The sequence below is a fragment of the Nocardia colli genome, from assembly GCF_008704205.1.
Taxonomy (GTDB): Bacteria; Actinomycetota; Actinomycetes; order Mycobacteriales; family Mycobacteriaceae; genus Nocardia; species Nocardia colli.
Genome location: NZ_VXLC01000004.1, coordinates 353,648 through 376,520 on the forward strand (window position 1 = coordinate 353,648; position 22,873 = coordinate 376,520).

The 22,873-nt window shown below is 66.8% G+C and carries 27 protein-coding genes; 13 read left to right on the forward strand and 14 right to left on the reverse strand.

The window, feature by feature from the left end; translation table 11 throughout:
• The first annotated feature begins 188 nt into the window (after positions 1-188).
• From F3087_RS13570 to F3087_RS13580, 3 genes are read left to right on the forward strand one after another with little or no spacing between them, the layout of a single operon-like run.
• Positions 189-1,472: an ABC transporter substrate-binding protein gene (locus tag F3087_RS13570; protein WP_223885054.1), complete on the forward strand. Its 1,284-nt coding sequence runs from the start codon at positions 189-191 to the stop codon at positions 1,470-1,472.
• 41 nt (positions 1,473-1,513) lie between these two features.
• Positions 1,514-2,359, forward strand: a complete 846-nt coding sequence (locus tag F3087_RS13575) for a carbohydrate ABC transporter permease (protein WP_150402842.1) — start codon at positions 1,514-1,516, stop codon at positions 2,357-2,359.
• Positions 2,356-3,198 carry a carbohydrate ABC transporter permease gene (locus F3087_RS13580; protein WP_150402269.1) on the forward strand — a complete coding sequence of 281 codons (843 nt, stop codon included), beginning with the start codon at positions 2,356-2,358 and terminating at the stop codon, positions 3,196-3,198. The genes F3087_RS13575 and F3087_RS13580 overlap by 4 nt, the downstream gene beginning before the upstream one ends.
• An 82-nt stretch (positions 3,199-3,280) precedes the next feature.
• Here the strand turns inward: F3087_RS13580 and F3087_RS13585 are convergent, their stop codons facing one another.
• Positions 3,281-3,703, reverse strand: coding sequence for a VOC family protein (locus tag F3087_RS13585; protein WP_150402270.1), 423 nt, complete (start codon positions 3,701-3,703; stop codon positions 3,281-3,283).
• A gap of 4 nt (positions 3,704-3,707) precedes the next feature.
• Positions 3,708-4,550: an AraC family transcriptional regulator gene (locus F3087_RS13590; RefSeq protein WP_150402271.1), complete on the reverse strand. Its 843-nt coding sequence runs from the start codon at positions 4,548-4,550 to the stop codon at positions 3,708-3,710.
• A 130-nt stretch (positions 4,551-4,680) separates the two neighbouring features.
• On the opposite strand from F3087_RS13590, the gene F3087_RS13595 reads away from it, so the two are divergent.
• Entirely contained in the window at positions 4,681-5,604 is a 924-nt protein-coding gene (locus tag F3087_RS13595) for a quinone oxidoreductase family protein (RefSeq protein ID WP_150402272.1), read from the forward strand.
• Positions 5,605-5,663: 59 nt separating this feature from the next.
• The gene (ychF, locus tag F3087_RS13600) at positions 5,664-6,743 is read left to right on the forward strand and encodes a redox-regulated ATPase YchF (protein WP_150402273.1); all 1,080 of its coding nucleotides are present in this window, start codon (positions 5,664-5,666) and stop codon (positions 6,741-6,743) included.
• Positions 6,744-6,759: 16 nt separating this feature from the next.
• On the opposite strand, the gene F3087_RS13605 is transcribed toward ychF, so the two are convergent.
• The 3 genes from F3087_RS13605 to F3087_RS13615 form a co-directional block, all read right to left on the reverse strand.
• Positions 6,760-7,128: a hypothetical protein gene (locus F3087_RS13605; protein ID WP_150402274.1), complete on the reverse strand. Its 369-nt coding sequence runs from the start codon at positions 7,126-7,128 to the stop codon at positions 6,760-6,762.
• Between the two features lie 30 nt (positions 7,129-7,158).
• Entirely contained in the window at positions 7,159-7,869 is a 711-nt protein-coding gene (locus tag F3087_RS13610) for a TVP38/TMEM64 family protein (RefSeq protein WP_150402275.1), read from the reverse strand.
• Positions 7,870-7,951: 82 nt separating this feature from the next.
• Positions 7,952-8,332, reverse strand: a complete 381-nt coding sequence (locus F3087_RS13615) for a nuclear transport factor 2 family protein (protein WP_150402276.1) — start codon at positions 8,330-8,332, stop codon at positions 7,952-7,954.
• 150 nt (positions 8,333-8,482) lie between these two features.
• Between F3087_RS13615 and F3087_RS13620 the strand changes: the two genes are divergently transcribed.
• From F3087_RS13620 to F3087_RS13635, 4 genes are all read left to right on the forward strand, one after another.
• Positions 8,483-9,313, forward strand: coding sequence for a hypothetical protein (locus F3087_RS13620; RefSeq protein ID WP_150402277.1), 831 nt, complete (start codon positions 8,483-8,485; stop codon positions 9,311-9,313).
• Positions 9,314-9,523: 210 nt separating this feature from the next.
• Positions 9,524-10,156 carry a hypothetical protein gene (locus F3087_RS13625; protein WP_150402278.1) on the forward strand — a complete coding sequence of 211 codons (633 nt, stop codon included), beginning with the start codon at positions 9,524-9,526 and terminating at the stop codon, positions 10,154-10,156.
• 173 nt (positions 10,157-10,329) lie between these two features.
• Positions 10,330-11,430 carry a hypothetical protein gene (locus tag F3087_RS13630; RefSeq protein WP_150402279.1) on the forward strand — a complete coding sequence of 367 codons (1,101 nt, stop codon included), beginning with the start codon at positions 10,330-10,332 and terminating at the stop codon, positions 11,428-11,430.
• Positions 11,431-11,539: 109 nt separating this feature from the next.
• Entirely contained in the window at positions 11,540-12,124 is a 585-nt protein-coding gene (locus tag F3087_RS13635) for an NADPH-dependent FMN reductase (protein WP_150402280.1), read from the forward strand.
• A gap of 29 nt (positions 12,125-12,153) precedes the next feature.
• On the opposite strand, the gene F3087_RS13640 is transcribed toward F3087_RS13635, so the two are convergent.
• The 4 genes from F3087_RS13640 to F3087_RS13655 form a co-directional block, all read right to left on the reverse strand.
• Entirely contained in the window at positions 12,154-12,900 is a 747-nt protein-coding gene (locus F3087_RS13640; RefSeq protein ID WP_150402281.1) for a hypothetical protein, read from the reverse strand.
• Positions 12,897-13,205 (reverse strand): type II toxin-antitoxin system prevent-host-death family antitoxin, encoded by a 309-nt coding sequence (locus F3087_RS13645; protein ID WP_150402282.1) that lies wholly within the window; start codon positions 13,203-13,205, stop codon positions 12,897-12,899. The genes F3087_RS13640 and F3087_RS13645 overlap by 4 nt, the downstream gene beginning before the upstream one ends.
• A gap of 52 nt (positions 13,206-13,257) precedes the next feature.
• Positions 13,258-15,114 carry a lipase family protein gene (locus tag F3087_RS13650; RefSeq protein ID WP_150402283.1) on the reverse strand — a complete coding sequence of 619 codons (1,857 nt, stop codon included), beginning with the start codon at positions 15,112-15,114 and terminating at the stop codon, positions 13,258-13,260.
• Between the two features lie 104 nt (positions 15,115-15,218).
• Positions 15,219-15,536 carry a hypothetical protein gene (locus F3087_RS13655; RefSeq protein ID WP_150402284.1) on the reverse strand — a complete coding sequence of 106 codons (318 nt, stop codon included), beginning with the start codon at positions 15,534-15,536 and terminating at the stop codon, positions 15,219-15,221.
• 176 nt (positions 15,537-15,712) lie between these two features.
• On the opposite strand from F3087_RS13655, the gene vapB reads away from it, so the two are divergent.
• Positions 15,713-16,003 carry a type II toxin-antitoxin system VapB family antitoxin gene (gene vapB, locus F3087_RS13660; protein WP_223885055.1) on the forward strand — a complete coding sequence of 97 codons (291 nt, stop codon included), beginning with the start codon at positions 15,713-15,715 and terminating at the stop codon, positions 16,001-16,003.
• Complete coding sequence (locus tag F3087_RS13665) at positions 16,000-16,413, forward strand: PIN domain nuclease (protein WP_150402285.1); 414 nt, start codon at positions 16,000-16,002, stop codon at positions 16,411-16,413. Before vapB ends, F3087_RS13665 begins: the two co-directional genes overlap by 4 nt.
• Here the strand turns inward: F3087_RS13665 and F3087_RS13670 are convergent.
• Both F3087_RS13670 and F3087_RS13675 read right to left on the reverse strand, forming a co-directional pair.
• On the reverse strand, positions 16,410-17,012 hold the full coding sequence (locus F3087_RS13670) for a hypothetical protein (RefSeq protein ID WP_223885056.1): 603 nt from the start codon (positions 17,010-17,012) through the stop codon (positions 16,410-16,412). The genes F3087_RS13665 and F3087_RS13670 overlap by 4 nt on opposite strands.
• Positions 17,013-17,058: 46 nt before the next feature.
• Positions 17,059-17,919: an NAD(P)H-binding protein gene (locus F3087_RS13675; protein WP_150402286.1), complete on the reverse strand. Its 861-nt coding sequence runs from the start codon at positions 17,917-17,919 to the stop codon at positions 17,059-17,061.
• 142 nt (positions 17,920-18,061) lie between these two features.
• Here F3087_RS13675 and F3087_RS13680 point away from each other — a divergent pair, with 142 nt between their 5' ends.
• Positions 18,062-19,054 carry an Lrp/AsnC family transcriptional regulator gene (locus tag F3087_RS13680; protein WP_150402287.1) on the forward strand — a complete coding sequence of 331 codons (993 nt, stop codon included), beginning with the start codon at positions 18,062-18,064 and terminating at the stop codon, positions 19,052-19,054.
• Here the strand turns inward: F3087_RS13680 and F3087_RS13685 are convergent.
• Entirely contained in the window at positions 19,051-19,536 is a 486-nt protein-coding gene (locus F3087_RS13685; protein WP_150402288.1) for a MarR family winged helix-turn-helix transcriptional regulator, read from the reverse strand. The genes F3087_RS13680 and F3087_RS13685 overlap by 4 nt on opposite strands.
• 74 nt (positions 19,537-19,610) lie before the next feature.
• Between F3087_RS13685 and F3087_RS13690 the strand changes: the two genes are divergently transcribed.
• Positions 19,611-21,068: an MFS transporter gene (locus F3087_RS13690; RefSeq protein WP_150402289.1), complete on the forward strand. Its 1,458-nt coding sequence runs from the start codon at positions 19,611-19,613 to the stop codon at positions 21,066-21,068.
• Positions 21,069-21,122: 54 nt separating this feature from the next.
• Here the strand turns inward: F3087_RS13690 and F3087_RS13695 are convergent, their stop codons facing one another.
• Together F3087_RS13695 and F3087_RS13700 are read right to left on the reverse strand one after the other, a co-directional pair.
• On the reverse strand, positions 21,123-21,770 hold the full coding sequence (locus F3087_RS13695; protein ID WP_150402290.1) for an HD domain-containing protein: 648 nt from the start codon (positions 21,768-21,770) through the stop codon (positions 21,123-21,125).
• 152 nt (positions 21,771-21,922) lie between these two features.
• On the reverse strand, positions 21,923-22,843 hold the full coding sequence (locus F3087_RS13700) for an alpha/beta fold hydrolase (protein ID WP_150402291.1): 921 nt from the start codon (positions 22,841-22,843) through the stop codon (positions 21,923-21,925).
• Positions 22,844-22,873 lie beyond the last annotated feature (30 nt).

Sequence of the window (22,873 nt, forward strand, 5' to 3'; positions counted from 1 at the left end):
TACGCGGCGGGTACGGGTGGCCCGCGCGGCCTCAGTTCGCCGGTGCGGGTGGGCGTGTTCGCTCGCCCGGCGATGTTGCCATCCGTATGCTGCCATGCTGGCTCCGACGTCCGCCGATCGGTCCTACACACTGACGTTTCTGATGCCGAGGTTCCCGGATCCACCCGCCCGCCGCCGTGGAGGAGCTCGTGTCACCGGTCCGCCGTCGCACCCTGCTCGGCTCGGCCCTGGCCGCGCCGCTGCTGAGCGCGACCGGATGCGGAACGCCCGACGACGCGCTGACCTTCTTCTTCCAGGCCAGGCCGGAAGAGGCCCGGGTGCGGCTGACCATCATCGACGAATTCCAGAAGCGGCACCCGGACATCAGGATTCGCACCATCATGTCCGGGCCGGATCCGCAGCAGCAACTGCTCACCTACTGCGCGGGCGGGCGGTGCCCGGACGTCATCATGGCGTGGGAACTGCTCTACTCCGGGCTGGCCGAGCGTGGGGTGCTGCTCGATCTGCGCACGTTGCTCGCGCGGGAGCCCGAGTACGCGGAGATGTTGCGGCGGGACAGTTATCCGGCGTTGTACGACACGTTCACCTATGGCGGCGGGCAGTACGCGCTGCCCGAGCAGTGGTCCGGTGTGTTCCTCTATTACAACCGGGAGCTGTTCGCGGCGGCTGGTCTGACGCCGCCGGCGCGCTGGCGGGACGCGTGGTCGTTCGACGAATTCCTCGACGCCGCACGCACACTCACCCGGGGCCGGCAATGGGGCTTTGCCGATGCGTGGGTGCCGTACTACTCCGCCGCCTGCTTCGGCATGAACAACGGGGCCGAGTGGTTCACGCCGTCGGTGGCGCCGACCAAGGCCAACCTCGGTGATCCTCGGTTCGCCGCGGGGTTCCAGTTCTACGCCGATCTCGCGGTGCGGCACCGGGTGGCGCCGAGAGTCGCCGACCAGCTGTCGATCTCGGCGCCGGACCTGTTCCGCGGCGGGCGGGCGGCGATGGTGCTCGGCGGACACTGGTTGTATTCCGAATTCGCTGGGCGGGAGGGGCTTTCGATCGATGTCACGGTGCTGCCGGTGGGGCCGCACGGTGGGCCCGGTTCGATCACCGATGTCGGCAGTACCGGGTTGTCCATCGCGGCGGGGAGTCCGCGGATCGAGCAGGCTTGGGAATTCGTCAAATTCGCTACCGGGCCGGTGGGGCAGGCGATCGTCGCCGCGTCCGGGCTGTTCGTACCGGTGTTGAAGTCCGCGATGGGTTCGCCCGGTTTCGCTGCGGCACATCGGGATATTCGCAACCTCGCGGTGTTCACCGAGGGGCCGGACAGCTCGCGTCCGCTGCCGGTGACGCCTGCCTGGGGGAAGGTTTCCGCGTTGCTCGAACGTGGATCCAACCGGGTTCTCCGCGGGGCCGCGACGGCCGCCTCCTTCGACGGTCAGTTCACCGCCGATCTGGATGCCCTACTGGAGTCTTCGTGAAGGGCACGCAGCTCGCGCGCAAACGTGAGCGAGCCGGGTGGATGTTCATCGCGCCGAATGTCGCTGCGGTGGCGGTGTTCCTGTTGTTTCCGCTGGGGTTCTCGCTGTATCTGAGCTTTCACGCGTGGGATCTGTTCCGGCCGATGCGGTTCGTCGGGTTGGCCAACTATCGGCGGTTGTTCGGGTCGGATCCGTTGTTTCTCATCGCGTTACGCAACAGTGCGGTGTTCACCGTGCTCACGCTGGTGCCGACGGTGGTGATCGGGTTGGGGATCGCCGCGGCGTTGAACCGGAAGTTGTTCGGCATCGGGATCTTTCGGACCGTGGCGTTCCTCCCGCTGGTCGCGTCCACGGTGGCGATGGCGGTGGTGTGGCGGTTCATCTTCACCGAGGACGGGATGCTCGATATCGGGCTGGGCTGGATCGGGTGGGGGCCGGTGCCCTGGCTGACCGATCCGGATCTGGCGCTGGTGTCGCTGAGCGTGGTCACCGTGTGGAAGAGCGTGCCGTTCGCGACCGTCATTCTGCTGGCCGCGATGCAAGGGGTGCCGGAGCCGCTGTACGAGGCGGCGAAACTCGACGGAGCCGGTGCGGTGCGGCGGTTTTCGGCGATCACGCTGCCGCTGATCCGCGGGCCGTTGTCGTTCGTGTTCGTGATCACCGTGATCAACTCGATGCAGGCGTTCGATCAGGTGTATGCGCTGACCGGGAGCAACGGGGGACCGGATACCGGGACCTATCTGCTGGGAATCATGCTGTTCCAGAACGCCTTCGGGTTCTACGAGGTCGGGTACGCGTCGGCGCTGGCGTGGGTGATCTTCGCGATTCTGCTGGTACTCACGCTGTTGCAGTTGCGGTTTGCCCGGCGGGAGGCCGTGGATCTGTGAACGCGGACAAGGCGATCGTGCGCCGGACGTTGCGTGGAGTGGGGATCTACGCGGTGCTGATCGGGATCGCGTGGTGTGCGCTGGCACCGATTCTGTGGGCGTTGTCCGGATCGTTGAAGCGGGAAGGTGAGATCGCCGATCGGAACCTGCTGCCGGCCAGCCCGCAATGGTCCAACTACGGCAAGGTGTTCGAGCTGCTGCCGCTGTGGCGGATGCTGCTCAACACCGCGGTGTACGCGGCCTGCGTCACCGCGGGGCAGGTGTTCTTCTGCTCGCTGGCCGGGTATGCGTTCGCGCGCTTGCGGTTTCGCGGTCGTGAGGTGCTGTTCGTCGCCTACCTCGGCACGCTCATGGTGCCGCTGACCGTCACGGTGATCCCGCAGTTCCTGCTGATGCGGGCGTTCGGCTGGGTGGACACGCCGTGGGCGATGATCGTGCCCGGCCTGTTCGGCAGCGCCTTCGGCACCTATCTGATGCGCCAGTTCTTCTACACGCTGCCCATGGAATTGGAGGAAGCGGCCATCCTCGACGGCTGCTCCACCTGGCAGGTCTACTGGCGAGTCCTGCTGCCGCACACCCGGCCTGCCCTGATGGTGCTCGGCGTGCTCACCTGGATCACCGTCTGGAACGACTTCCTGTGGCCGCTGGTCATGATTCAGCGCAACGAGATCGCCACCGTCACATTGGGATTGGTTCGATTGCAGGGGCAGTACTACACCCAGTGGCCGATTCTGATGGCCACGTCGATCGTCATCCTGTTGCCGTTGCTCGTGGTGTACGGCATCGCGCAACGTGCGTTCATCCGTGGCATGGCCATGTCCGGTCTCGGCGGCCGCTGAATGTTTCAGCGGCCCAACGGTACTCGGTGCCGTCGGGCCGCAGTCCCCAGGTGAACTTACGCAGTGCTCCCAGTCGTCCGGGCTACTCGCCCCAGTAGGTGCCGAAACTCCAGAGGTTGCCCTCGGGATCGCGGACGGTGAAACCGCGCGAGCCGTAGTCCTCATCGCGCAGACCGCGCAGCACCTCGGCCCCGGCGGCCGTCGCACGCTCGAGCAGGGCGTCCGGGTCTTCGCAGACCACGTAGGTCGAGTCGTTGCCGGGGACGCGCTTGCCGAACTCGCTTTCGTCCTTGCACGCGGAGCCGAACATCACGCCGCCGCCGAGCGGCCAGCGCAGTTCGGCGTGCACGACGATCGACGGGTCGTCCTCGCGGGTGTACATCGCGGTCTCCTGGAAACCGAAGGCGTCGACCAGGAACTTGGACATGGCCTTGGCGTCGCGGAAGGTCAGCGCGGGCCAGACGGCGGTGCGGGTGGTGATGTCGGTGGGGGTTGGATTCGTCATGCGCTCAGCGTCGCCCGGCGGACCGTTCGGTGTCTTGGACGGATGGAATCTCCTCGCTCAGCCAGACCGTCGGGCTGGTCCCGGCCAGTTCGGCGAAGTCGCGATTCAGATGCGCCTGGTCGTAGTAGCCGCAGCTGGCCGCGACCTGCGCGATGGTGATGAACGAGGGGGTGCGCTCGAGCATGCGCCGCGCCCGTTCGAAGCGGGTGATCCGGGCCGCGAGCTTCGGGCTCAGGCCGAACTCGTTGCCGAACCGGCGGGCGAGGTGCTGTCTGCTCCAGCCGATCTCCTCGACCAGCGCGCCGACCGACACGGTGCCGCCGGAGTCGACGAGCGCGCGCCACGCCCGGGTCAGCTCGGGGGCGACCATGCGATCGGGGTAGGCGATCCGGGTCAGGATCCGATCGACGGTGGCGAAGCGTTCCGGCCAGCTCATCGGTTCCTGCAACCGCTCCCACAGCTCGCGCCCGACCGGGCCGACCACGTCCGCGAATTCCACCGACGTGTCCCACAGCGCCGCGGCCGGCACCCCGAACAGCGCTCGGCTGCCGAGCGGGGTCAGCGCGACCGAGACGCCCTCCTGATGACCGGTATGCGAGATCAGCGCGGTATTCGCCTGTAACCCGCTCACCGAGCAGCGATATTCCTGCGGGGATTGGCTCGGATCCGTCTGTGCCACAACGTCGATCGTCGGGCCGATGCTGATGATGAAGGTCATGTGCGCCGAGGGCAGCCCGCGATGCAGCCCGGCGGGATAACCCGTCATGCGGTAGCCGAGATAGTGATCGATGAACGGCGTGAGCATGGGCGCCGGCCGCGCTGTCACCACCTCGGTGATCGGCTCCATGCAGGTCACGCTACGCCGCCCAGCGTCGACCGCAAGCGCGGTGAGATGGAGCACTCGGACCCGTAATTGGGTATGAGCCCACACCGGGCACTGGTTACCGTGTCGTCTTCTGACGATTTCTGGAGGTGTGATGCGGCGGGTCCAATACGAGCGCAGCGGTGGTCCTGAGGTGCTCGAGGTCGGGTCGGCCGAGGTGCCGACCCCGGGCCCGGGTGAACTCCTGGTCCGGGTCGAGGCGATCGGGGTGACCCTGCCGATGGTGCGGAAGGTGCGCGAGCATCCCGAGCCGATCCCGCTCGGCGGTGAGGTCGCGGGCGAGGTGGTCGCGGTCGGTGACGGCGTGACCGGCTACGCGCCGGGGTATCGGGTGACCGGGCTGGTGTTCGGGCACGGATACGCCGAATACGCGCTGGTCGCGGCGGCGATGGCGTCGCCGATTCCGGACGGGGCGTCGGCCGTGGACGCGGTCGCGCTGGTCCGCAGCGGGCTGGTCGCGCTCGGTGCGCTCGCCGCGGCGAACCCGCTCGACGGTGAGTCGGTGCTGGTCACGGCGGCGGCCAGCGGTGTCGGGCATCTCGCGGTGCAGCTGGCGCGGGTGCGTGGGGCGTCGCGGGTCGTCGGTGCGGTCTCGGATCAGGCGAAGACGGAATTCGTGCGCGGGCTCGGCGCCGACGAGGTGATCGAGTACGGGCAGGAGTCCTGGGGGCAGCCGGTCGACTACGCGCTGGACGCGGTCGGCGGCGAGTTGCTCGGGCCCGCCATCGCCGCGCTCGCGCCCGGCGGGCGGCTCGTCGCCTACAGCTCCGGCGGCGGCACCATCCAGGCCTACGACCTGCTCGTCGGCGCCAAGTCGGTGATCGGGTTCCAGATCGCGCGCATCGCGCAGCGCCAGCCGGACCTGCTCGACCAGTGGCGGCAGGAGCTGTGGCAGTACGTCGCTTCGGATCAGCTGCGGGCCGTCGTGCACGCCGAATTCGCGCTCGACGACGTCGCCGAGGCGCACGCGCTGATCGAAGATCGCGGCAATCTCGGCAAGGTCGTGCTTATCCCCTGATCACCGGTGGGGCAGGCGCGGGTCGTGGCCCCGCGCCTGCCGCGTAGACTCTCGTTCTCGTGAGTCTCACCCTCGGAATCGTCGGCCTGCCCAACGTCGGAAAGTCGACGCTTTTCAACGCGCTGACCAAGAACGACGTGCTGGCCGCGAACTACCCGTTCGCGACCATCGAGCCGAACGTCGGCGTGGTCCCGCTGCCCGATCCGCGGTTGAACAAGCTCGCGGAAATCTTCGGTTCGGCGAAAATCCTGCCCGCCGTGGTGTCCTTCGTGGACATCGCCGGCATCGTCAAGGGCGCGTCCGAGGGTGCCGGTCTCGGCAACAAGTTCCTCGCCAACATCCGCGAAGCCGACGCCATCTGCCAGGTCGTGCGCGTCTTCGCCGACGATGACGTGGTGCACGTCGACGGTCGCGTCGACCCGCTCGCCGACATCGAGGTGATCGAGACCGAGCTGATCATCGCCGACATGCAGACCCTGGAGAAGGCGATCCCGCGGCTGGAAAAAGAAGCCAGGATCAAGAAGGACCGCAAGCCCCTGCTGGACGCGGCCGTCGCCGCCAACGCGGTCCTGGACAGCGGCCAGACCCTCTACTCCGCGCGCACCAAGCTGGACGGCGAACTGCTGAAAGAGCTTTCGCTGCTCACCACCAAGCCCTTCCTCTACGTCTTCAACGCCGACGAGTCCGTCCTCACCGACGACGCGAAGATCGCCGAGCTGAAAGCCGCCGTGGCCCCCGCCGACGCGGTCTTCCTGGACGCCAAGGTCGAAGCCGAACTCCTCGAACTCGACGACGAATCCGCCCTCGAACTCCTCGAATCCATCGGCCAAACCGAACCCGGCCTGAACGCCCTCGCCCGCACCGGCTTCCACACCCTCGGCCTCCAGACCTACCTCACCGCAGGCCCGAAAGAGTCCCGCGCCTGGACAATCCACCAAGGCGACACCGCCCCCAAAGCCGCCGGCGTCATCCACACCGACTTCGAACGCGGCTTCATCAAGGCCGAAATCGTCGCCTTCGACGACCTGGTCGAACACGGGTCCATGGCGGCAGCCAAGGCCGCAGGCAAGGTGCGCATGGAAGGCAAGGACTACGTCATGGCAGACGGCGACGTAGTCGAATTCCGCTTCAACGTATAGATTTTCGTCGGCGGGCCTAGTCGAATGATACCGAGCCCGGTGCGGCGCGGAGGAAATCGATGATGTGGACCAGCATTTCGCGGCGGATGCTGTAGTTCTTGGAGAGGTCGTTGCGGTGGAATGTTCCGTCGTCGGGGACGTCCGTTACGGTGCCATCGTTGAGTAGGCGCTCGCCTGTGCCGAGTCTCGGGAGGACTTGGAGTTCGAGGAAGTTCGCGAGTATCTCGACTTGTTGCGGGTCGAGTTCGGTGCTGCAGTTGTAGCGAGTTGTCTCCCACTGGTCTTCCGGGAGGATTTTCGCGTCGGCGACCAGTTCGTGGAGTGGGCCCCAAGTCCACGCGCTGACGTTCAGGCTGCCGTTGGCCGAGCTGAGACTGATGCTCATTTCCGGATAGTACCGAGGGGCTCTGTCTGCCTAGGGATTTGCTGTTGGCTCGGGGTCGGGGGTGTTGCGGCGGCGCCAGGTGCGGAGGGTGCGGTGGGCGGCTAAGGCGCCGAGGATGGCGGTTATGCACCAGACGGTGATGGCGGTGTAGGCGAGGGGGGCGGATAGGTCGCCTATGGAGGCGCCTAGGGCGGTGTAGACGAAGGCTCGGGGGGCGGAGCCGATGAAGGCGCCGGTGGCCATTTGCCAGAGGGGGACGCCGAGGGCACCGAAGATGTAGGAGGACAGGGCGTCTGGGGCGCCGGGGATGAAGCGTTGGCCGACTACGGCCCAGAGACCGTGGCGGTTGAGTTTGGTGTCGAGGCGGTCGGCGCGGTCGGGGCCGAGTAGCGCGTGGGCGCTTGTGCGGCCGGCTCGGCGGCCGAGGTAGCTGGAGATTGTTGCGGTGCCGACCGTTGCGCCCAGGGTTACGAAGGTGCCGAGCAGCGGGCCGAACAGCAGGCCGCTTCCGGCGGCGAGGATCGGCCCGGGGACGAGGATGGCGCCGAGGAGTGCGGCGACGACCACGTAGACCAATGGTGCGGCGGGGCCGGTTGTTTCGACCATGTCGCGCACGCGGTTGATGTCGATAACTCGTGCGACGGCGACGAGATAGAACATCGCGAGCAGGAAGACGATGCACGCCGCGAGTCGCGCGCCGTGTCGCCAGCGGTTGGTCTGCGGAGAGCCTTCGTCAGTCATGATGCGCTCAACCCTGCCGCACGTTGACCGCGGTCGCGAATCGAAGGGGGCGAATCCGCTCCGTGTCGGATTTGAAAAGGCTTCAGTCCATGTGCTCGACCCATTGAGCGCGGGACGGTCCCGGCGCGAAGGGTTCGCCGAAGTATTGGGTTTCGCGGACAACTTCCGTGCCCTCGAATTCCATGATGCTCACGACGTAGAACGGTTCCTCGTCATATTTGAGGACGAGTTCGCTGATCCACAGGTTGCCGCCGTCGAGTATGCGGCGCACGGTGAAGCGTTTCGCGTTCGGCTGGGCCTCGCGGGAAGCCTGAATGTTGTGCCGACCGCGGATTCGCTCGCCCGATTGCGGATATTCGAGGATTGCGTCGGCCCGGTAGATTTCGTGTTCCGTCGCGAAGTCGTCGGCGTCGGAAGCCGACCAATGCCGTTGCAGGGCGGCGCGTACGTCGTCGTCAGGCATGGCGAACCTTCCTTCGGTAGACGGGTGTACGCAGCGTACTCGGACGGTCGAACCGAACCTGTTCGTATGCTTCGGATTCCGGGCGAGTCGGAGTCGAGCAGGGTTCAGACTGAAGGGGTCTCACCATCTCGTTCAGCTCTGGAGATCGCCGTGCTCATTTTGCAGGATCCCACCAAACCCACTACTTCAGGACCGAGTCCGATCACTGAATTTCCCCGTGCCGCCACCATTCTCGCCAGCCAGGTGACGCCACCGACCAAATCGACCGGTCCGTTGCATAAAATGCTCACGGTGCTGGTGAAGACCGCGATCGATGATCCCGATGAGACTTACACGGCGCAGGACATAGTGGTCGCCTATCAGAAGCTGTACGCGCTCGCGGAGGCGCGGGTACAGGAGTGGGCGGAGGACACCGCGCGCTGTAAGCGATACCTGGATAACGAGCTGAATCGCAAACTGGCGGGGGAACTTCTGCGCATTCAACGCGATCAGGAGAAGCGGTTGGATTCGCTGAGCAAGGCGGAGAGCGTGGTGATCACCAGGGGGACAGATCCGAGTCAGGCCATCAACATCATGACCTATGAAACATTCGGGGGCGAAGTTCCGGGACCGGCGCGAGCGGACGCGCCCACCGACCCGGACGCGGGACGGCAAACCGGAGAAGGCGTCAAGACCACCAAGGAAGGCCGGTTGGAGGAGTGGTCGCTCGGGGCCCTGCGCGGATTTGCCGCCAGTGGATTCCTGCTGATCGCCGAGGCGACGCCGACGATGGTGTCGCTGCCGCCCGAGACCGCGCTGACCTCCGGAGAACGCGGTGTATGTGGTTTTGCCGACCAGCGGGTCCGTCGCGTCGCCATACTCGAGCAGGGGCGCGTGGCCACCGGCATTGATCCGTTTGTCCGCGCGCTCGAAATCATGATGAAAGGCACCGCCAACGCGGAAAGCGCGTTGCAATATGCCATCAAGAAGCGGCCGACCTGACTCATCCAGGTGGCGCAGTTCACGGGATGCGCTGTCTCCGTGGCATTCCCGGCCCCGTGAACAAGGGGCACCTATTCTGCGGTCTTGACTCGAATAACGGAGTCGCCGCTCGGCGTCGTAAAGCGCATTGCCCGAAATCCTCAGTCTCCGTGTACTTTTACCTTCGGATCGGGGTGCTGCTTCGGCAGCTGGAGGAGATAGAGGGAAACCATGAAGGTTGATATTCGGCTGCGCGCGGTGCTAGGGGTGCTGTTGGCTGCCCTGGTGCTGGTATTGGCAGCGTGCGGGTCGAAAGAGTCGGATTCCGCTGCGCCGGCGTCCAGCAAGGTGACCGGGACTTCGGTCACCGCGACCAAGCCGGTGACGCCGACGAGTTCGGTTCCGGCGCAGGCCGATCCGGGTACGCCGCGGGTTCCCGCCGCAACCCGTCCGGGCGCCGGTGACCCGGGTCAGCCCGCCGCTCAGCCGACGGAGACACAGGCTCCCGGCGGCACCGACCGATGCGGCGAGATCTTTTGCGGAGACGTGAACGCCACGCGTCCCGGCGGCACCGACAACTGCGGGATAATCGTTTGTGGTGAGACCCCGCCGCCTCCCGGCGGCACCGACAACTGCGGCGTGATCGTCTGCGGTGAGACGCCCAAGCCGGCGAAATGCACGGACCAGATCGACTACACGGGTGATCCGCGGACACCCGGCGAGATCAACACCCTCGGTGAGTGGAACAAGCGGTGCCCCGACCCGATTCGGCCGACCGCCACCGTGTCGCCCACGGCGCAACCGTCCGCGACCACATCCGTCGCGACCACTCCCGCGCCGACGGTCACCACAACCGCGAAATAGCGGCTTCGACCTGCGGTCCACGGTAGAATTCGACTCGCCGGACAAACCTTGCGAGGAGGCCGTGGACCGCGAGTCGCTGGTCGACATCATCCTGACTGTTGAACCTCAGCCGGGTCGCGACTCATGCCCGCTCGACCGGCCTCGGGCACGCTGAGGTCGCCATGGAGAACCTCGTGAGCGCCGCGGATCGGGCCGCGTTCAAGCGGTGCCGCCGGCAATGGGATTTCACCGCGTCCGTGCGTCGTGGCCGAAGTCCGCTTCGGCGAACAACATTCGATCTGGATCGGGCCGTGCGGGATGCCCTCGCGGTTTACTACTTCCCTGGGATGTGGGATTGGGATGCGGCCATTGTCTTGCCGTTGGTGAACAAGGCGCTGGATAACTCGCTCGCGCGTCAATGTGAGGCGATCGGGGGTGATCCGCCGGACCGGCAGTCGGCTCTCGATCGGGCACACCGGTTGTTGGAGCGGTATTTCGCGTGGGCGCCGGCGGTCGACCGTTTCTCGCCGATTCGGGTGGAGACCGATTTCGACGCGATCGTGCCCGATCCCGCGAATCCCGAACACGGGTTGGTGGGTCCGGGCGGCGGCGGAATCCACTACACCGGGCGGATCGACCTACTGGCCATCGATGAGTACGACCGCTACTGGGTCGTCCGCCATCGAGTGCTCGATGAACCGTTCCCGTCGACGGAACAACTTGTGCTGGATGAGGATTCGCTCGCAGCGTGTTGGGCGTGGGGGCGCTTCTATGACGGTATGGAAATCGCGGGAACGATCTACAACGAACTCTCGCCGTACGATAAGAATCCGTCGCGAATCCCCGGTAGGACACCCGAACGTCGTGGCGGAATACCTCAGCACGAACCCAGCGGCGGTGGCCGGGGCGTCTCGTCACCACGGCGCGCCTACGTGAAAGGTAGACCGGCGGAGAGCGCCGATCGGATCAGTCAGATCGAAGGTAATGGTCTCCGCCGCACCACAATCAGGCGCAGCACCGCCGAGATCCACACGGCCGGTGTGCAATTGGCTGACGAGCTACTGGACATGTTCCGGCCCGGCGTACGCGTCTACCCGAATCCTGCGCCCGCACACTGCTCGAACTGCGCGTTCGTAGCGCCTTGCCTGGCCGTTCACGAGGGCCGCGACGTCGAACCCCTGCTCGAGGCTGATTACCGGAAGCGGCCCGCCTTCGAGATCGAGCGCGGCCGGCTCGGCGGCACCCCGTTCGGTGTAGGTCGAGGCTGGGTCCCGGGCAGCCACCGGGAAGGCTGACAGTCCCTGACCTGGCGTACATGCCGAACAGAACTCGCTGATTTGACCTGAACCTTTGTTGATGTTCGATGCTTGCGGCAATCACCTGCACACATCGAAAGGAACTGTCATGACAGAGAATCCGGTCAAGGTCGCGGTCATCCTCGGGAGCACCCGGGCGGGACGGTTCGGTCCCACTGTGGCCAACTGGTTCATCGATCACGCGAAGCAGCGCGACGACATCGCAGTCGACCTCATCGATCTCGCGGAAGACCAACTGCCCGCTTACATGTCGAACGAACCCGACCCCGAGGGTGCGCGAGCGCTGCAATCCGTCGGTGCGCGACTGACCGACGCCGACGGATTCGTCGTGATAACTCCCGAGTACAACCATAGCTACCCGGCGCCCCTGAAGAGCGCGATCGACTGGCACTTCACCCAGTGGCAGGCCAAGCCGATCGGATTCGTCTCTTACGGAGGCGTTTCCGGCGGCTTGCGCGCGGTCGAGCACCTCCGCCACGTCTTCGCCGAACTGCACGCCGTCACCGTCCGCGACACCGTGAGCTTCCACGGAGCCGGCCAACTCTTCGACCCGACAGGCAAACTCGCCGACCCGGCCGCCCCCACCGCCGCCGCCGACCAACTCCTCAACCAACTCGTCTGGTGGGGATCCGCCCTCCGCACAGCCCGCGCCGAACGCCCCTACACAGCCTGATTACCAATACCTACCGCATTGATATGTAGTCAGGGCGTGGCGCGGTGTGGCCCGGGGTGGTCCTTGCGACGAATGCAGGCTGCCCCGGCGCGGGGAAGTACTGCGCCACAACGTGGTTCGCTTCGCTCGGCGACGATGCGGTTCAGGTCGCCGGCATCCACGCCGGCGCGCGCACGGGCCAGGGCGGCACGGAGGGCAGACCTGGGATCGGGACCGTCCGGCCCCCACCCGTGCGCCATGGCCGCATTGATCTCGTCTTTCGACATCACCCGAGCGATGGTCTCGTCGAGCAATCCAGCCGCGACGGCGGTACGGATAAGACCTTCCGGTGCTGGTCCGGGCCGATAGTCCCAGCCGTCCAGACCGATGTCTTCGGCCAGTACGTCGAGCAGGATCAGTGCTTGCCACAGGTCGGTGGCTTCGTCGAGGGTGAGCTGTCCGCTCTGGATCAACGCATTCGCCATGTCGTAGGCGGCGTCCGCACGCCGTGGTCCCGCGCAAAGGATTTCGATGATGCCGACGTCGTCGACAATCCGGCTGGAAAAGATGACGCGGTGTTGCTTACCGAGCACATCGAGGGTGTTCCAGCCGGTCAGCCGATCGCCGGATCCGCGGTTGCTGAGCGGATGAGTGCCGACCGGATTACCGCACAGCGTCAGCAGATCCACCAGGACGGATTCGCATTCGGCGGCGGGCAGATCCTCCAGGTATTCGACGAACGCATCGGAGAACTCGATCTCCGCCTGGTCGCAAGGAAAGGCCTCGCCGCGCCTCACTGATTCGCGACTCGCTCGGCGGCCAGAGCGCGCACGCGCGACTCGTCGACGCCTAGGCGGACGCACACCTCGGCGAGGTTGAACTTCCGGGTCCGGTTCGAGGCGAGATCGGCTGCGGCATCGAGGATTGCCAGCTTCGCTTCGCGGATCTTGCGCATGTCCTCGTCGATTCGGTCGGCCGAATCGACGACGGCGACCGGTCGGCCGTGGCTGGTCAGCACTACCCGCTGCTCTTCGCTCGCGGCGACCAGCCCGGACACGCCTTTGCGGGAGGCCGTGGTGATCGGTACTCGAACGGAGGTCATGTTGCAAATCTACCTAGATCTAGATAGATATGCAATGGAGGTGGCGGGTCGGCTAGTGGTTGTCGCCGGTCAGGGAGCTGGGGAGGGCGTCGCCGCAGTTGGTGGGGGTGGGGGTGTTGGTGAGGCGGTCGGCGAACCATTGGATTACTCGGGGTGAGACGGCTTTTTCGTTGTTGTTGTCGTGGCCTACGCCGGGGTTCCACTGGGTGGTTACGGGGGTGCCGGTGGCGCAGTAGCGGTTGACCAGGGCGGCGGTGAATTTCGGGGGGACCAGTTGGTCGTCCAGGCCTTGGGCGAGGTAGACCGGGATGCCGGGAGGGAGGTCGGGGGCTCGGTTTTCCTCGAAGGCGCGGCGCCAGGACGGGTCGGCGAGGGGGTCGCCCTTGAAGTAGTCGCCCATGCCGGGGACGGTGGTGATGCGGGCGAAGAGGGCGGCGAAAGGTGTTGCGGCGCAACCTGCTCCGGCCATCTCCTGGTTGCGCAGGGCGGCCTGTGGAGTGAGGAGGGCGTTGGGGTCGAGTTGGGGGTAGGCCTTCGCGTACTGGGTGGTGAGGAAGGGCGTGACGGCCCAGCCGTTGAGGAGTTGGGGTGGGTTGGCGCGGAGGATGCCGGCGATGTCGGAGGCCGGGGCGGTGGCGGCGTCGGCGACCAGGTGCAATTCGGGTGCGTAGGTGGGGGATTGGGCGGCGGCGGCCAGGGAGATGAGACCGCCCTGGGAGACGCCGTAGATGACCATATCGGTGCCGGCGTTGGTGCCGGGCAGGTTGCGGGCGGCGCGGGCGGCGTTCACGGTGTCGCGGCCCTGGTCGGCGGCGACCAGGTAGTGCTCGCCGTCGCCGGTGCCTGCCGCGCCCGCGTAGTCGCTGGCGGCGACCACCCAGCCGCGGCCGAGTGCGTCGTTGAGCCAGGGCATGGTCGAGGCGATCCCGGATTGCCGGCTGGGGGCGCATTCGGCGCCGAGGCTGACCGTGCCGTGGGCGAAGTTCAGAATGGGCCGGTTGGCGCCTTCGGCGAGTGGCGTCCAGACCATGCCGGAGGACACCGCCGGAGTGCCGTTGCGGTCCTGGGACCAGTACAGGATGCGCTGGCCGTGGCCGTTCACGCCGGGTAGGGACATCGGTGATGAGCGGATCACGGTGCCGGGCGGTTGGGGTGAAATGCCCTGGGGCACTTCGTAGAAGGCGGCGAGCCGGGTTTGTTCGGCGTCTTGCCGGGCAGCCTGGGTGACGATCGTTCCGTACCAGCCGACGGTCACGGCGAGCACGATCAGCTGCACGGTGACCGCCGCCGGACGCCACCAGCGCAGGGAACTGGCGCGAGGCAGCGGCGCGGTCAGCCGGAGGCCGCGGACCACCATCGCCACTCCGGTGATCAACAGCGTGATGATGGTCCACGCGGTGAAATCCAGCCCGGTGCGGAAGGGCAGCGTCGCGAGAATCACGCCGGCGAGCACCTGCCAGCCCGCTAGTGCCGCGGACGCGACGAGGACATCGTCGCGCCGCGTACCGGCCAGCAGCCCGCAGACTCCGAGTGCGACGAAGAAAGTCCCGACCCACACGAGAGACGCCGACACCGACATGGGTAGCGCGGCGACACCGAGGACGCCGAACCCTACGGCGAGGATCGCCTCGGAACCCAGCAACCGCTGAGCACGCACGAGCCAGGCCCTGTCGCCACCCGGGAGCTGATCTGTCGCGGAATCGGACAAGCCGTCTCGCCGGGCCAGCCACCACCGAGCCGCGGCAGACGCGCTGAGCACCAGCATCGCGACCACCACGACCACGCGTCCCTCGATCAGGGAAACGCCGAACGGCGAGTACAGCAGTACGCCTGCAAGAATCACGACGAGCCCAGGCAACCACCACGCGATACCACGTAAATCCCAGCTCACAGCCTTACCACCGCTCACCCGGGGCCTCCGTCCTTCGGTTACGCGGCATACAGCTCGATGCGGTAACTCTACGGACGACCACCAAATGATCTATGTGATCTTCGTCGGCCCGAGCCCCTGGCTCAGCGGTGACGCCACCTCCGCCGCGCCCACTTCCGCGCCACCGGACTGACCGCCAGAACCGGGAGAAACAGAGTGAACCCGACCAATGCGACCGGAATCATCAAGTAAATGAACAGCTCACCGAGTATTTGAACGATGGTGGGAATCGCGAACGGTACGGCCAGCACCGCCAGAGCAATCGCCAGCGGATAAGCCCCGCCCGCGGCCGCGGCGATCGCGGCGAACGCGAACCCCGCCGCGAGAACCAGCCCCAGCAGGGCGACCAGATAGTTGTCCCACCATGCGTGTTGTTTCGTGTGAATCGAAGCGCCTCCCAAGACGTCGGGTCCGACCCAGCCGCAGAGCCTAGCGGCCCACCGCCCGCGCCACCGGCGAACTCCCGGATCACGTTGCGCTGGTTGAGGCCTCGTTCCCTAACAGCCCCGAGTTATCCACAATTGCCCAGGTGCGGGTTCCGGTTGTGGCTGCTGTGGTCGAGGGTTGAGGCGTGGACATGACAGCGCTGAGCCTCTTTTGGAGTCTGCCTCTTGATGATATCGTTGATATCAAGGAGGTGAGGCGGATGACCGATATCTTGATCCGGGATGTGCCCGACTCGACGATCGCCGAGATAGATCGGCGCGCAAAGGATCTGGGCGTATCTCGCAGTGAATTCCTTCGTCGCTGGATCGCCCGGGACTTCCGGTCCACTGCGGCGCCGGTGACTGCGGCAGACCTCGATCGGCTTGGGCGCCTAGCGCAAGACCTGGGCGACTCGGAGGTCATGCGGCAGGCGTGGTCGTGAGCGAGCGGCCTTGGCTCGTCGACAAGTCCGCCCTGGTGCGGCTCGGTCGCAGTCCCGACGCACAGCTTTGGGCTACCCGGATCGAACGCGGACTGGTGCGAATCTCCACAGTTACCGTGCTGGAGACCGGCTACTCGGCCAGATCTGCGCAGGATCTGACCGAGCTGCTCGATCTCCCGCCCATCGCGAGCATGCCGGTGGAATACCTGACCCCGTCCGCGGAGAACCGGTCGGTCGAAGTGCTCCGGACCCTCGCCGAGCAGGGGCATCACCGCGCTCCATCGATCCCCGACCTATTGATCGCCGCCATCGCGGAACAGTCGAAACTCGTTGTGCTCCACGTCGACAAGGACTTCGAACTCATCGCGGAGGTCACCGGCCAACCGATCGAAGAGCTACGCCTCGGCTAGGGGAGAGGTTCCAGGGCGGCGCCGGCGAAGAGGGGGAAGTCGGGGGTGTCCGGGAAATCGGGGGCGGTTTCTTCGCCGATGTAGAGGTCGAGGTGGTGCGGGCCGCTGGGACCGGGGATGAATTCTTCGCCGATCGACCATTCGGCGGCTTGGAATCTGGTGCAGGCGGGGGTGGTTTCGGGGTCGATGATGCCGCAGTCGGTGAGGCGCAGGCGGGTGCCGGGATCGAGGCCGTCGGCGGCGGCGCTGTGGAAAGGTTGCAGGATTTCGCCCGCGGCGTCCCGGGGGTGCGAGTCGAGCCAGAAGCCGGTGTCGTAGGACCAGTTGAGGTAGGCGCCGGCGTTGGCGCCGCTGGTGATCCGGCCGGTGCCCTCGTCACGGACGGCGTCGACGAAATCACTTGGCAGGTCGCCTAGTTGGGCGTCGGACTCGACACAGTCGATGGTGGTGCAGCCGTGCACGGTCTCGCGCGGGCCGTCGTGGTAGGACTCGACGGCGGTGTAGTACACCGTCACGGTCCAGTCGGACCACTCATCTTCGCCGGCCTGGCATCCGGCCGCGAGGACGGACACGGCCAGCAACCCCACACCCAGCCTCACGCCTCGATGGTACGGGGGTTGCCGCCGCGGCGCTGTCCGGGCCGAGTCAGGCTGCGGCGGAGCGGAACTCGGTGGCGTGGTCAGCGGCCCACTGGCGGAAGGTACGCGGCGGGGTGCCGGTGAGTCGTTCGACGGTGTCGTGCACGACGGAGGTGAAGGACTCCAGCGCGGTGGCTCGGAGCGCCATGATCGCGTCCGCCATTTCGGTGGGAACACCGTGGTCGAGAATGGCCTGCCGGGCCTGTGCCGGTGCGACTTCGACGAATTCGAGCGGTCGGCCGAGCACCTCGCCGAGGACCGCGGTCTGCTCGCCGGGGGACAGGGCCTGCGGGCCGCTCAGGGTGTAGATCTGACCGTCGTGCCCGTCGGTGGTGAGTGCGACGGCCGCGACCGCGGCGATGTCCCGCGGATCGATGACGGCGATGCGGCCCTGGCCGAATGGCGCGTACACGGCATCGCGTGCCCGGATCGTGCCTGCCCAGTGCAGTGCGTTGGACATGAATCCGAGCGGGCGCACGATGGTCCACGGCACGCCGCACGCGCGCACCGACTGCTCGCCCGCGCGGTGCCAGGTGGGAATGGGATCGGTGGCGGTGTCGTCGCCGGTGCGCCCGGACGACAGCTTGACCAGTCGCGCGACACCCGCCTGAGCGGCCGCGCCGGCGACGACGGCGTCGTGCTCGGGAATACCGGGTCCGGTGGACAACAGGAAGACCCGGTCCACATCGCGCATGGCGGCGGCCAGTCGGGTGGAGTCGCGCAGATCGGCTCGGACCACTTCGACGTCGTCGGGCAACTTCGCCGCTGCGGGGTTCCGGCTGGTTGCGCGGACTTGTTCGCCTGCGGTGAGCAACTGGCCGATCAGGGCACGGCCAACGGTTCCGGTCGCCCCGGTCACGAGAATCATTGTGTTGCTTCCTCTTTTGATGGCGCGGCGTTCGGGTCGAACGCCCGCTGCTTGGACCAGCGTGCGACCGGAACCGTGAACAGATCCATCTGCTGCTTACAGATAGTGGAAAAGTTCCACACAGAGTGGTGATATGAAAGGAATGACCACACTCGATGACGTGGATCGCGGCCTGATCCACGCCCTGCACATAGACGGCAGGGCGCCGTTCAGCCAGATCGGTGCGGTCCTCGGCGTCTCGACCCAGACCGTCGCCCGCCGCTACCGCCGGCTGCGTACCGAGGCCGGCCTGCGGGTCGTCGGACTTCCGGACACGAGCGGAATCGGCAAGGCGCAGTGGCTGGTTCGGCTCACCACCACAACCGCCGCCGCGCAGAACCTCGCGAACTCGCTGGCGCGAAGATCGGACACCTCGTGGGTCAAGCTGATGTCCGGCGGCACCGAAATCCTGCTCATCGTCGACGTGCCGCTCGGTGCTCGAACCTCGCGATCGCTACTGCTGCACGACATTCCACGCACGGCGGGCATTACCGGAGTCTCCGCACATCTGGTACTGCACACCTACCACGGCGGTCCCGGTGTATGGCACGGTCATGTCAACGCACTGAACACTGCTCAGCAGCAACAACTTCGGATCGCAACCGACGCCTCGCCCCAGCGGCGAGCACTGTCTCCGGCCGAGACCGCCCTACTCGGCGCATTGAGCCGGGACGGTCGCGCCGGCCTCGCCGAACTCGCGGCGGCGACCGGCTGGTCCCCGGCCACGGTCACCCGGCGGCTGACCGAACTCCGGGCAACCGGCGCACTCTTCTTCGATGTCGAATTCGATGACGCCCTGTTCGGCGCGACCACCCGGGCCCTGCTGTGGATGTCGATCGCGCCGGCGCACCTGGACGAAGTCGCCAGCACGCTGGCGGGCCACGAAGAGCTGGCCTTCGTCGTCGCGACCACCGGCTCGGCGAACCTCGTCGCCCAGGCCATGTGCCCGGACCCGGCCGCCCTGCACCGATACCTCACTGCCCGCCTCGGCGCCCTCGACGCGATCCGCACCCTCGAGACCGCCCCGGTCCTGGCCACGGTCAAAGCGGGCGGCCGGACGATCTCCGAGCTGACACCCGCGCGCGGCGTCCGCTAGAGCCGCACCTCCGGCGGCCGCGGCCACGGGTTTTCCTCGATCTGCTCGACGGACTGATTGAACCGCGCGATCAACCTGCTCAACTGATCGACATCGGTACCGTCCCAGTCCGCGATGACCGCCCCGATGCCTTCCCGGCTCTGCAGGCGATCGGCGGCCAGTACATCCAGTCCCTTGATGCTGGCCTGGATCTTGCGCGCGATCCCGCCGTCCGGATCCGGGACGCGGTCGACCAGGCCCTGCTTGAGCATGGCGCCGACCTGGCGGTTGATCGTGGAGATATCGAGCTGGAACGCCTCGGACAGCTCGCGCAGGCTCAGCGGCTCGTCGTACTCCAGCCGGGTCAGGATGAGGAACGCCGAGCGGTCGAGCTGGAAGCCGGGGCGGCGGAGCAGCGACGCGGGGAAGTGCCTGGCGAGCAGGGTGAGCTCGAAGACCAGGCGGGTGAGCGCTGCGTTGTCGGCGGGACCGAATTCGGACATGGGCCTCACTATGTCGGGTGCGTCACGTTATATCCAATTGTGCACGATACACAACGTGTGTAGCGTGCACATTTGTGACTGTTGCTGCCGACGCGTCTTCGACCGTCTCCGATACCGACGACCGAAGGCGTCCATCGCCGGCCGTCCTCATCGCGACCCTCGGCATGGTCGGTGTCGTCGTCTCGCTGATGCAGACGCTGGTCATCCCGATCATTCCGACGTTGCCCGATCTGCTGAGCACCTCCGCGTCCAACGCTTCCTGGGTGGTCACCGCCACGCTGCTGGCCGGTGCGGTGTTCACCCCGATCAGCGGCCGGCTCGGCGACATGTTCGGCAAGCGCCGGGTGCTGTTCGTCAACCTGCTCTCGCTGGTCGCCGGTTCGGTGGTCTGCGCCGCCTTCTCCTCGCTGATCCCCGAGATCATCGGGCGCTCACTGCAGGGCGCCGCGGTCGGCGCGATTCCGTTGGGCATCAGCATCATGCGCGACGAACTGCCCGCCGAGAAGGTGGGTTCGGCGATGGCGATCATGAGCGCGACGCTCGGCGTCGGCGGCGCCCTCGGCCTGCCGCTCGCCGCGGCGATCGCACAGAACGCGGACTGGCACATGCTGTTCTGGACCGCCGCGGGCCTCGGCCTGGTCTGCGCCGCACTGGTTTTCGTGTTCGTGCCGGAGTCGCCGGTGCGCACCCCCGCGCGGTTCGATTTCGGTGGCGCGCTCGGTCTTTCGATCGCGCTGCTGGCGCTGCTGATTCCGATCACCAAGGGCGCGGACTGGGGCTGGGGCAGCCCGACCACGCTGATCCTGTTCGCGGTGTCGCTGGTGGTGTTCCTCGGCTGGGGCGCCTACGAGCTGCGTCAGCGTTCGCCGCTGGTCGACCTGCGGGTCTCGGCGCGGCCGCGGGTGCTGTTCACCAATATCGCGTCCGTCGCGGTCGGCTTCGCGCTCTACGGCATGTCGCTGACCTTCCCGCAGCTGCTGATGGCGCCGGAGCAGACCGGCTACGGCTTCGGCCTGACCATGGTCAACGCCGGATTGGCGCTGGCGCCAACCGGATTCGTGATGATCCTGCTCTCGCCGGTGTCGGCGAAGCTGTCCGCCGCGCGCGGTCCGAAGATCACCCTGGCGCTCGGTTCCGCGGTGATCGCGGCGGGCTACCTGTGCGCGGTAGTGCTGATGAACAGCGTCTGGGAAATCATGGTGGCGTCGATGATCGTCGCCGCCGGTGTCGGCCTGGCCTACGCCGCGATGCCCGCGCTGATCATGGGCGCGGTGCCGATCACCGAGACGGCCGCCGCCAACGGGCTGAACTCGCTGATGCGCTCGGTCGGTACGTCGACCTCGTCGGCCGTGATGAGCGTCGTGCTGGCGCACATGACCATGCAGCTCGGCGTGCACGTGTTCCCGTCGCGCGACGGATTCCACACCACGTTCCTGATCGCCACGGCAGCCGCGATCGTCGCGATCGTGCTTACCGCGCTGATCCCGATGCGCAAGGCGCCGGACGCCGCGGCGACGGTCGGGCACGCCTGACCCGAGAAGCATTGGAGCCGGCCCGGATTCGTCCGGGTCGGCTCTTTTTGTGGCTCAGTTACCCCAGCGGCCGAGGTCGGCGGCGTGCTCGAGCATCGTTCGCTGTCCCGCTCTGCGTTCCAGCATCAACGAGAAGGCGGGGGAGAACGGTGGTGCTTTGTCCGGTCGTGCCGTCGCCTGCTCGACGATGACGTCCACCACGGAAGTCGCCATGGAGTGCCGCGGATACTGCGCGTGAATCGCCGCGCCGAGCTCATCGCTGATGAACTCCGTGTCCTTGCCGAAGTCGAGTGAGATCCCGTTCGTGGTGAGCATGCTGAGCGTGCCGCGGCGGTCGGCGATGTGCTGCGTGGTGTGCAATGCGATGGCCTCCCAGACGGAGTCGACGGCGGCTGCGCCGAGACCCTGCTCGGTCAGGAACTCCGCGGCCTTGTCCGCCCCGTCGACCTCGAATCGGCGGTGGCCGTTGCCCGCCTCGCTGAGCCCGATGTCATGCAGGACCGTCGCGGCGAACAGCAGGTCGGGGTCGTAGTCCGCATCGGACGCGGCCTGGATGTGGTCGGCGAAGAGCCTGGCGAACACGAAGCTGCGGATGCTGTGGTTGGCGATGGCCGGCGACTCCACTTGGAGAGTCAGGGCTAGTACTGCCTGGGCGAGCGGTGTCTGTGGCAGCACGAGCGCCACCGGGGTTTCGCTGGTCATGCCCGACCTCTCTCACATCGGACCTCGAGGGTCGATGCACGCAAACTGGACAGGGAAACTGCTTGTGAGCGTAGGAGAGACCGCGTCGAGCGGCGACGTGAGAAGTTCTACAGGCGCGTCCGGGAACTTCGACCGGTGCGTAACCGACGGGGCTATCGAAGGTCGGCCGTGAACTCGGCGACGCGTTCGGCTATCCGCTCCGGGAACTCGCCGTTGATGGCGTGGGAGGCTTCCGGCCAGACCTCGACTTGCGCGCCGGGGATGGTGCGGGCGGTTTCGGCGGCGCGGGTTGCGTTGTGAACTATGCTGCGCCCGGCCAGGATTGCGAGTACCGGGACCTTGATGGCGGCTAGTTCGTCGGCGGTCGGGCGCACCGGCATCGGTTGTGCGGAGGTGAAATCGCGCATGGCGGAGGCGATCAGGCGTCCTTCAGGGATCGAGTCGTCCACCGGGATGCCGCCCGAGATCCAGCCGAGCAGCCAATAGCGCACTCGTTTCGGGAGACCGGGGATCAGGCCGCCGAGGGAGACGACGATCATCTTCCAGGTAAGGGGCGCAAAGGTATTCGCCGGATCGAGCAGGGTTACCGAGGCCGCGCATTCGGGGCGGCGCAGGGCGACCTGGGTGGCCAGCCAGCCGCCGATGCTGACGCCGAGCAGGTGTGCGCGCTGTAGTTCGAGACCGGCGAGTACCTCGGCTACCCACGTCGCCTGGTCGTCCGGGGTGACGAGTTGTTTGTGCTGGCTGCTGGCGCCGGGCTCGCCGATGCTGTCGATCGACCAGACGGTGCGGTCCGCCATCAGGCCCGGCAGGTTCGCGCCCCACATCGGCGTCGAGGCCTGGCGACCGGACAGCAGGACCAGTGGCGTGCCGCCCGCGTCGCCGAAACGGTAGGCGCGGACCGGGCCGAACGAGGTCGGCACGGCGACTTGTTCGGCAGGGGCGGGTAGTTCGGCCAGGCCGGCGGTGTACGCGGCGGCGAATCGGTCGAAACCCGCCCTGGTCGCGAAGTACCCGACCTTCTCGGTCGGCTTTCCGATGTTCGGTTCCAGGAACAACTCGTTGTCGGCCACGGATCGCAGCCTATGCCGGTCGTTGTCCGG

Coding starts and splice junctions, on each gene's coding strand:
- F3087_RS13585 (WP_150402270.1), bottom strand. CDS start 3,703: ATGACGAATCCAACCCCCACCGACATCACCACCCGCACCGCCGTCTGG.
- F3087_RS13695 (WP_150402290.1), bottom strand. CDS start 21,770: ATGACCAGCGAAACCCCGGTGGCGCTCGTGCTGCCACAGACACCGCTC.
- F3087_RS13595 (WP_150402272.1), top strand. CDS start 4,681: ATGCGGCGGGTCCAATACGAGCGCAGCGGTGGTCCTGAGGTGCTCGAG.
- F3087_RS13675 (WP_150402286.1), bottom strand. CDS start 17,919: ATGATTCTCGTGACCGGGGCGACCGGAACCGTTGGCCGTGCCCTGATC.
- F3087_RS13590 (WP_150402271.1), bottom strand. CDS start 4,550: ATGGAGCCGATCACCGAGGTGGTGACAGCGCGGCCGGCGCCCATGCTC.
- F3087_RS13680 (WP_150402287.1), top strand. CDS start 18,062: ATGACCACACTCGATGACGTGGATCGCGGCCTGATCCACGCCCTGCAC.
- F3087_RS13575 (WP_150402842.1), top strand. CDS start 1,514: ATGTTCATCGCGCCGAATGTCGCTGCGGTGGCGGTGTTCCTGTTGTTT.
- vapB (WP_223885055.1), top strand. CDS start 15,713: ATGACAGCGCTGAGCCTCTTTTGGAGTCTGCCTCTTGATGATATCGTT.
- F3087_RS13645 (WP_150402282.1), bottom strand. CDS start 13,205: ATGACCTCCGTTCGAGTACCGATCACCACGGCCTCCCGCAAAGGCGTG.
- F3087_RS13605 (WP_150402274.1), bottom strand. CDS start 7,128: ATGAGCATCAGTCTCAGCTCGGCCAACGGCAGCCTGAACGTCAGCGCG.
- F3087_RS13615 (WP_150402276.1), bottom strand. CDS start 8,332: ATGCCTGACGACGACGTACGCGCCGCCCTGCAACGGCATTGGTCGGCT.
- F3087_RS13685 (WP_150402288.1), bottom strand. CDS start 19,536: ATGTCCGAATTCGGTCCCGCCGACAACGCAGCGCTCACCCGCCTGGTC.
- F3087_RS13625 (WP_150402278.1), top strand. CDS start 9,524: ATGAAGGTTGATATTCGGCTGCGCGCGGTGCTAGGGGTGCTGTTGGCT.
- F3087_RS13610 (WP_150402275.1), bottom strand. CDS start 7,869: ATGACTGACGAAGGCTCTCCGCAGACCAACCGCTGGCGACACGGCGCG.
- F3087_RS13635 (WP_150402280.1), top strand. CDS start 11,540: ATGACAGAGAATCCGGTCAAGGTCGCGGTCATCCTCGGGAGCACCCGG.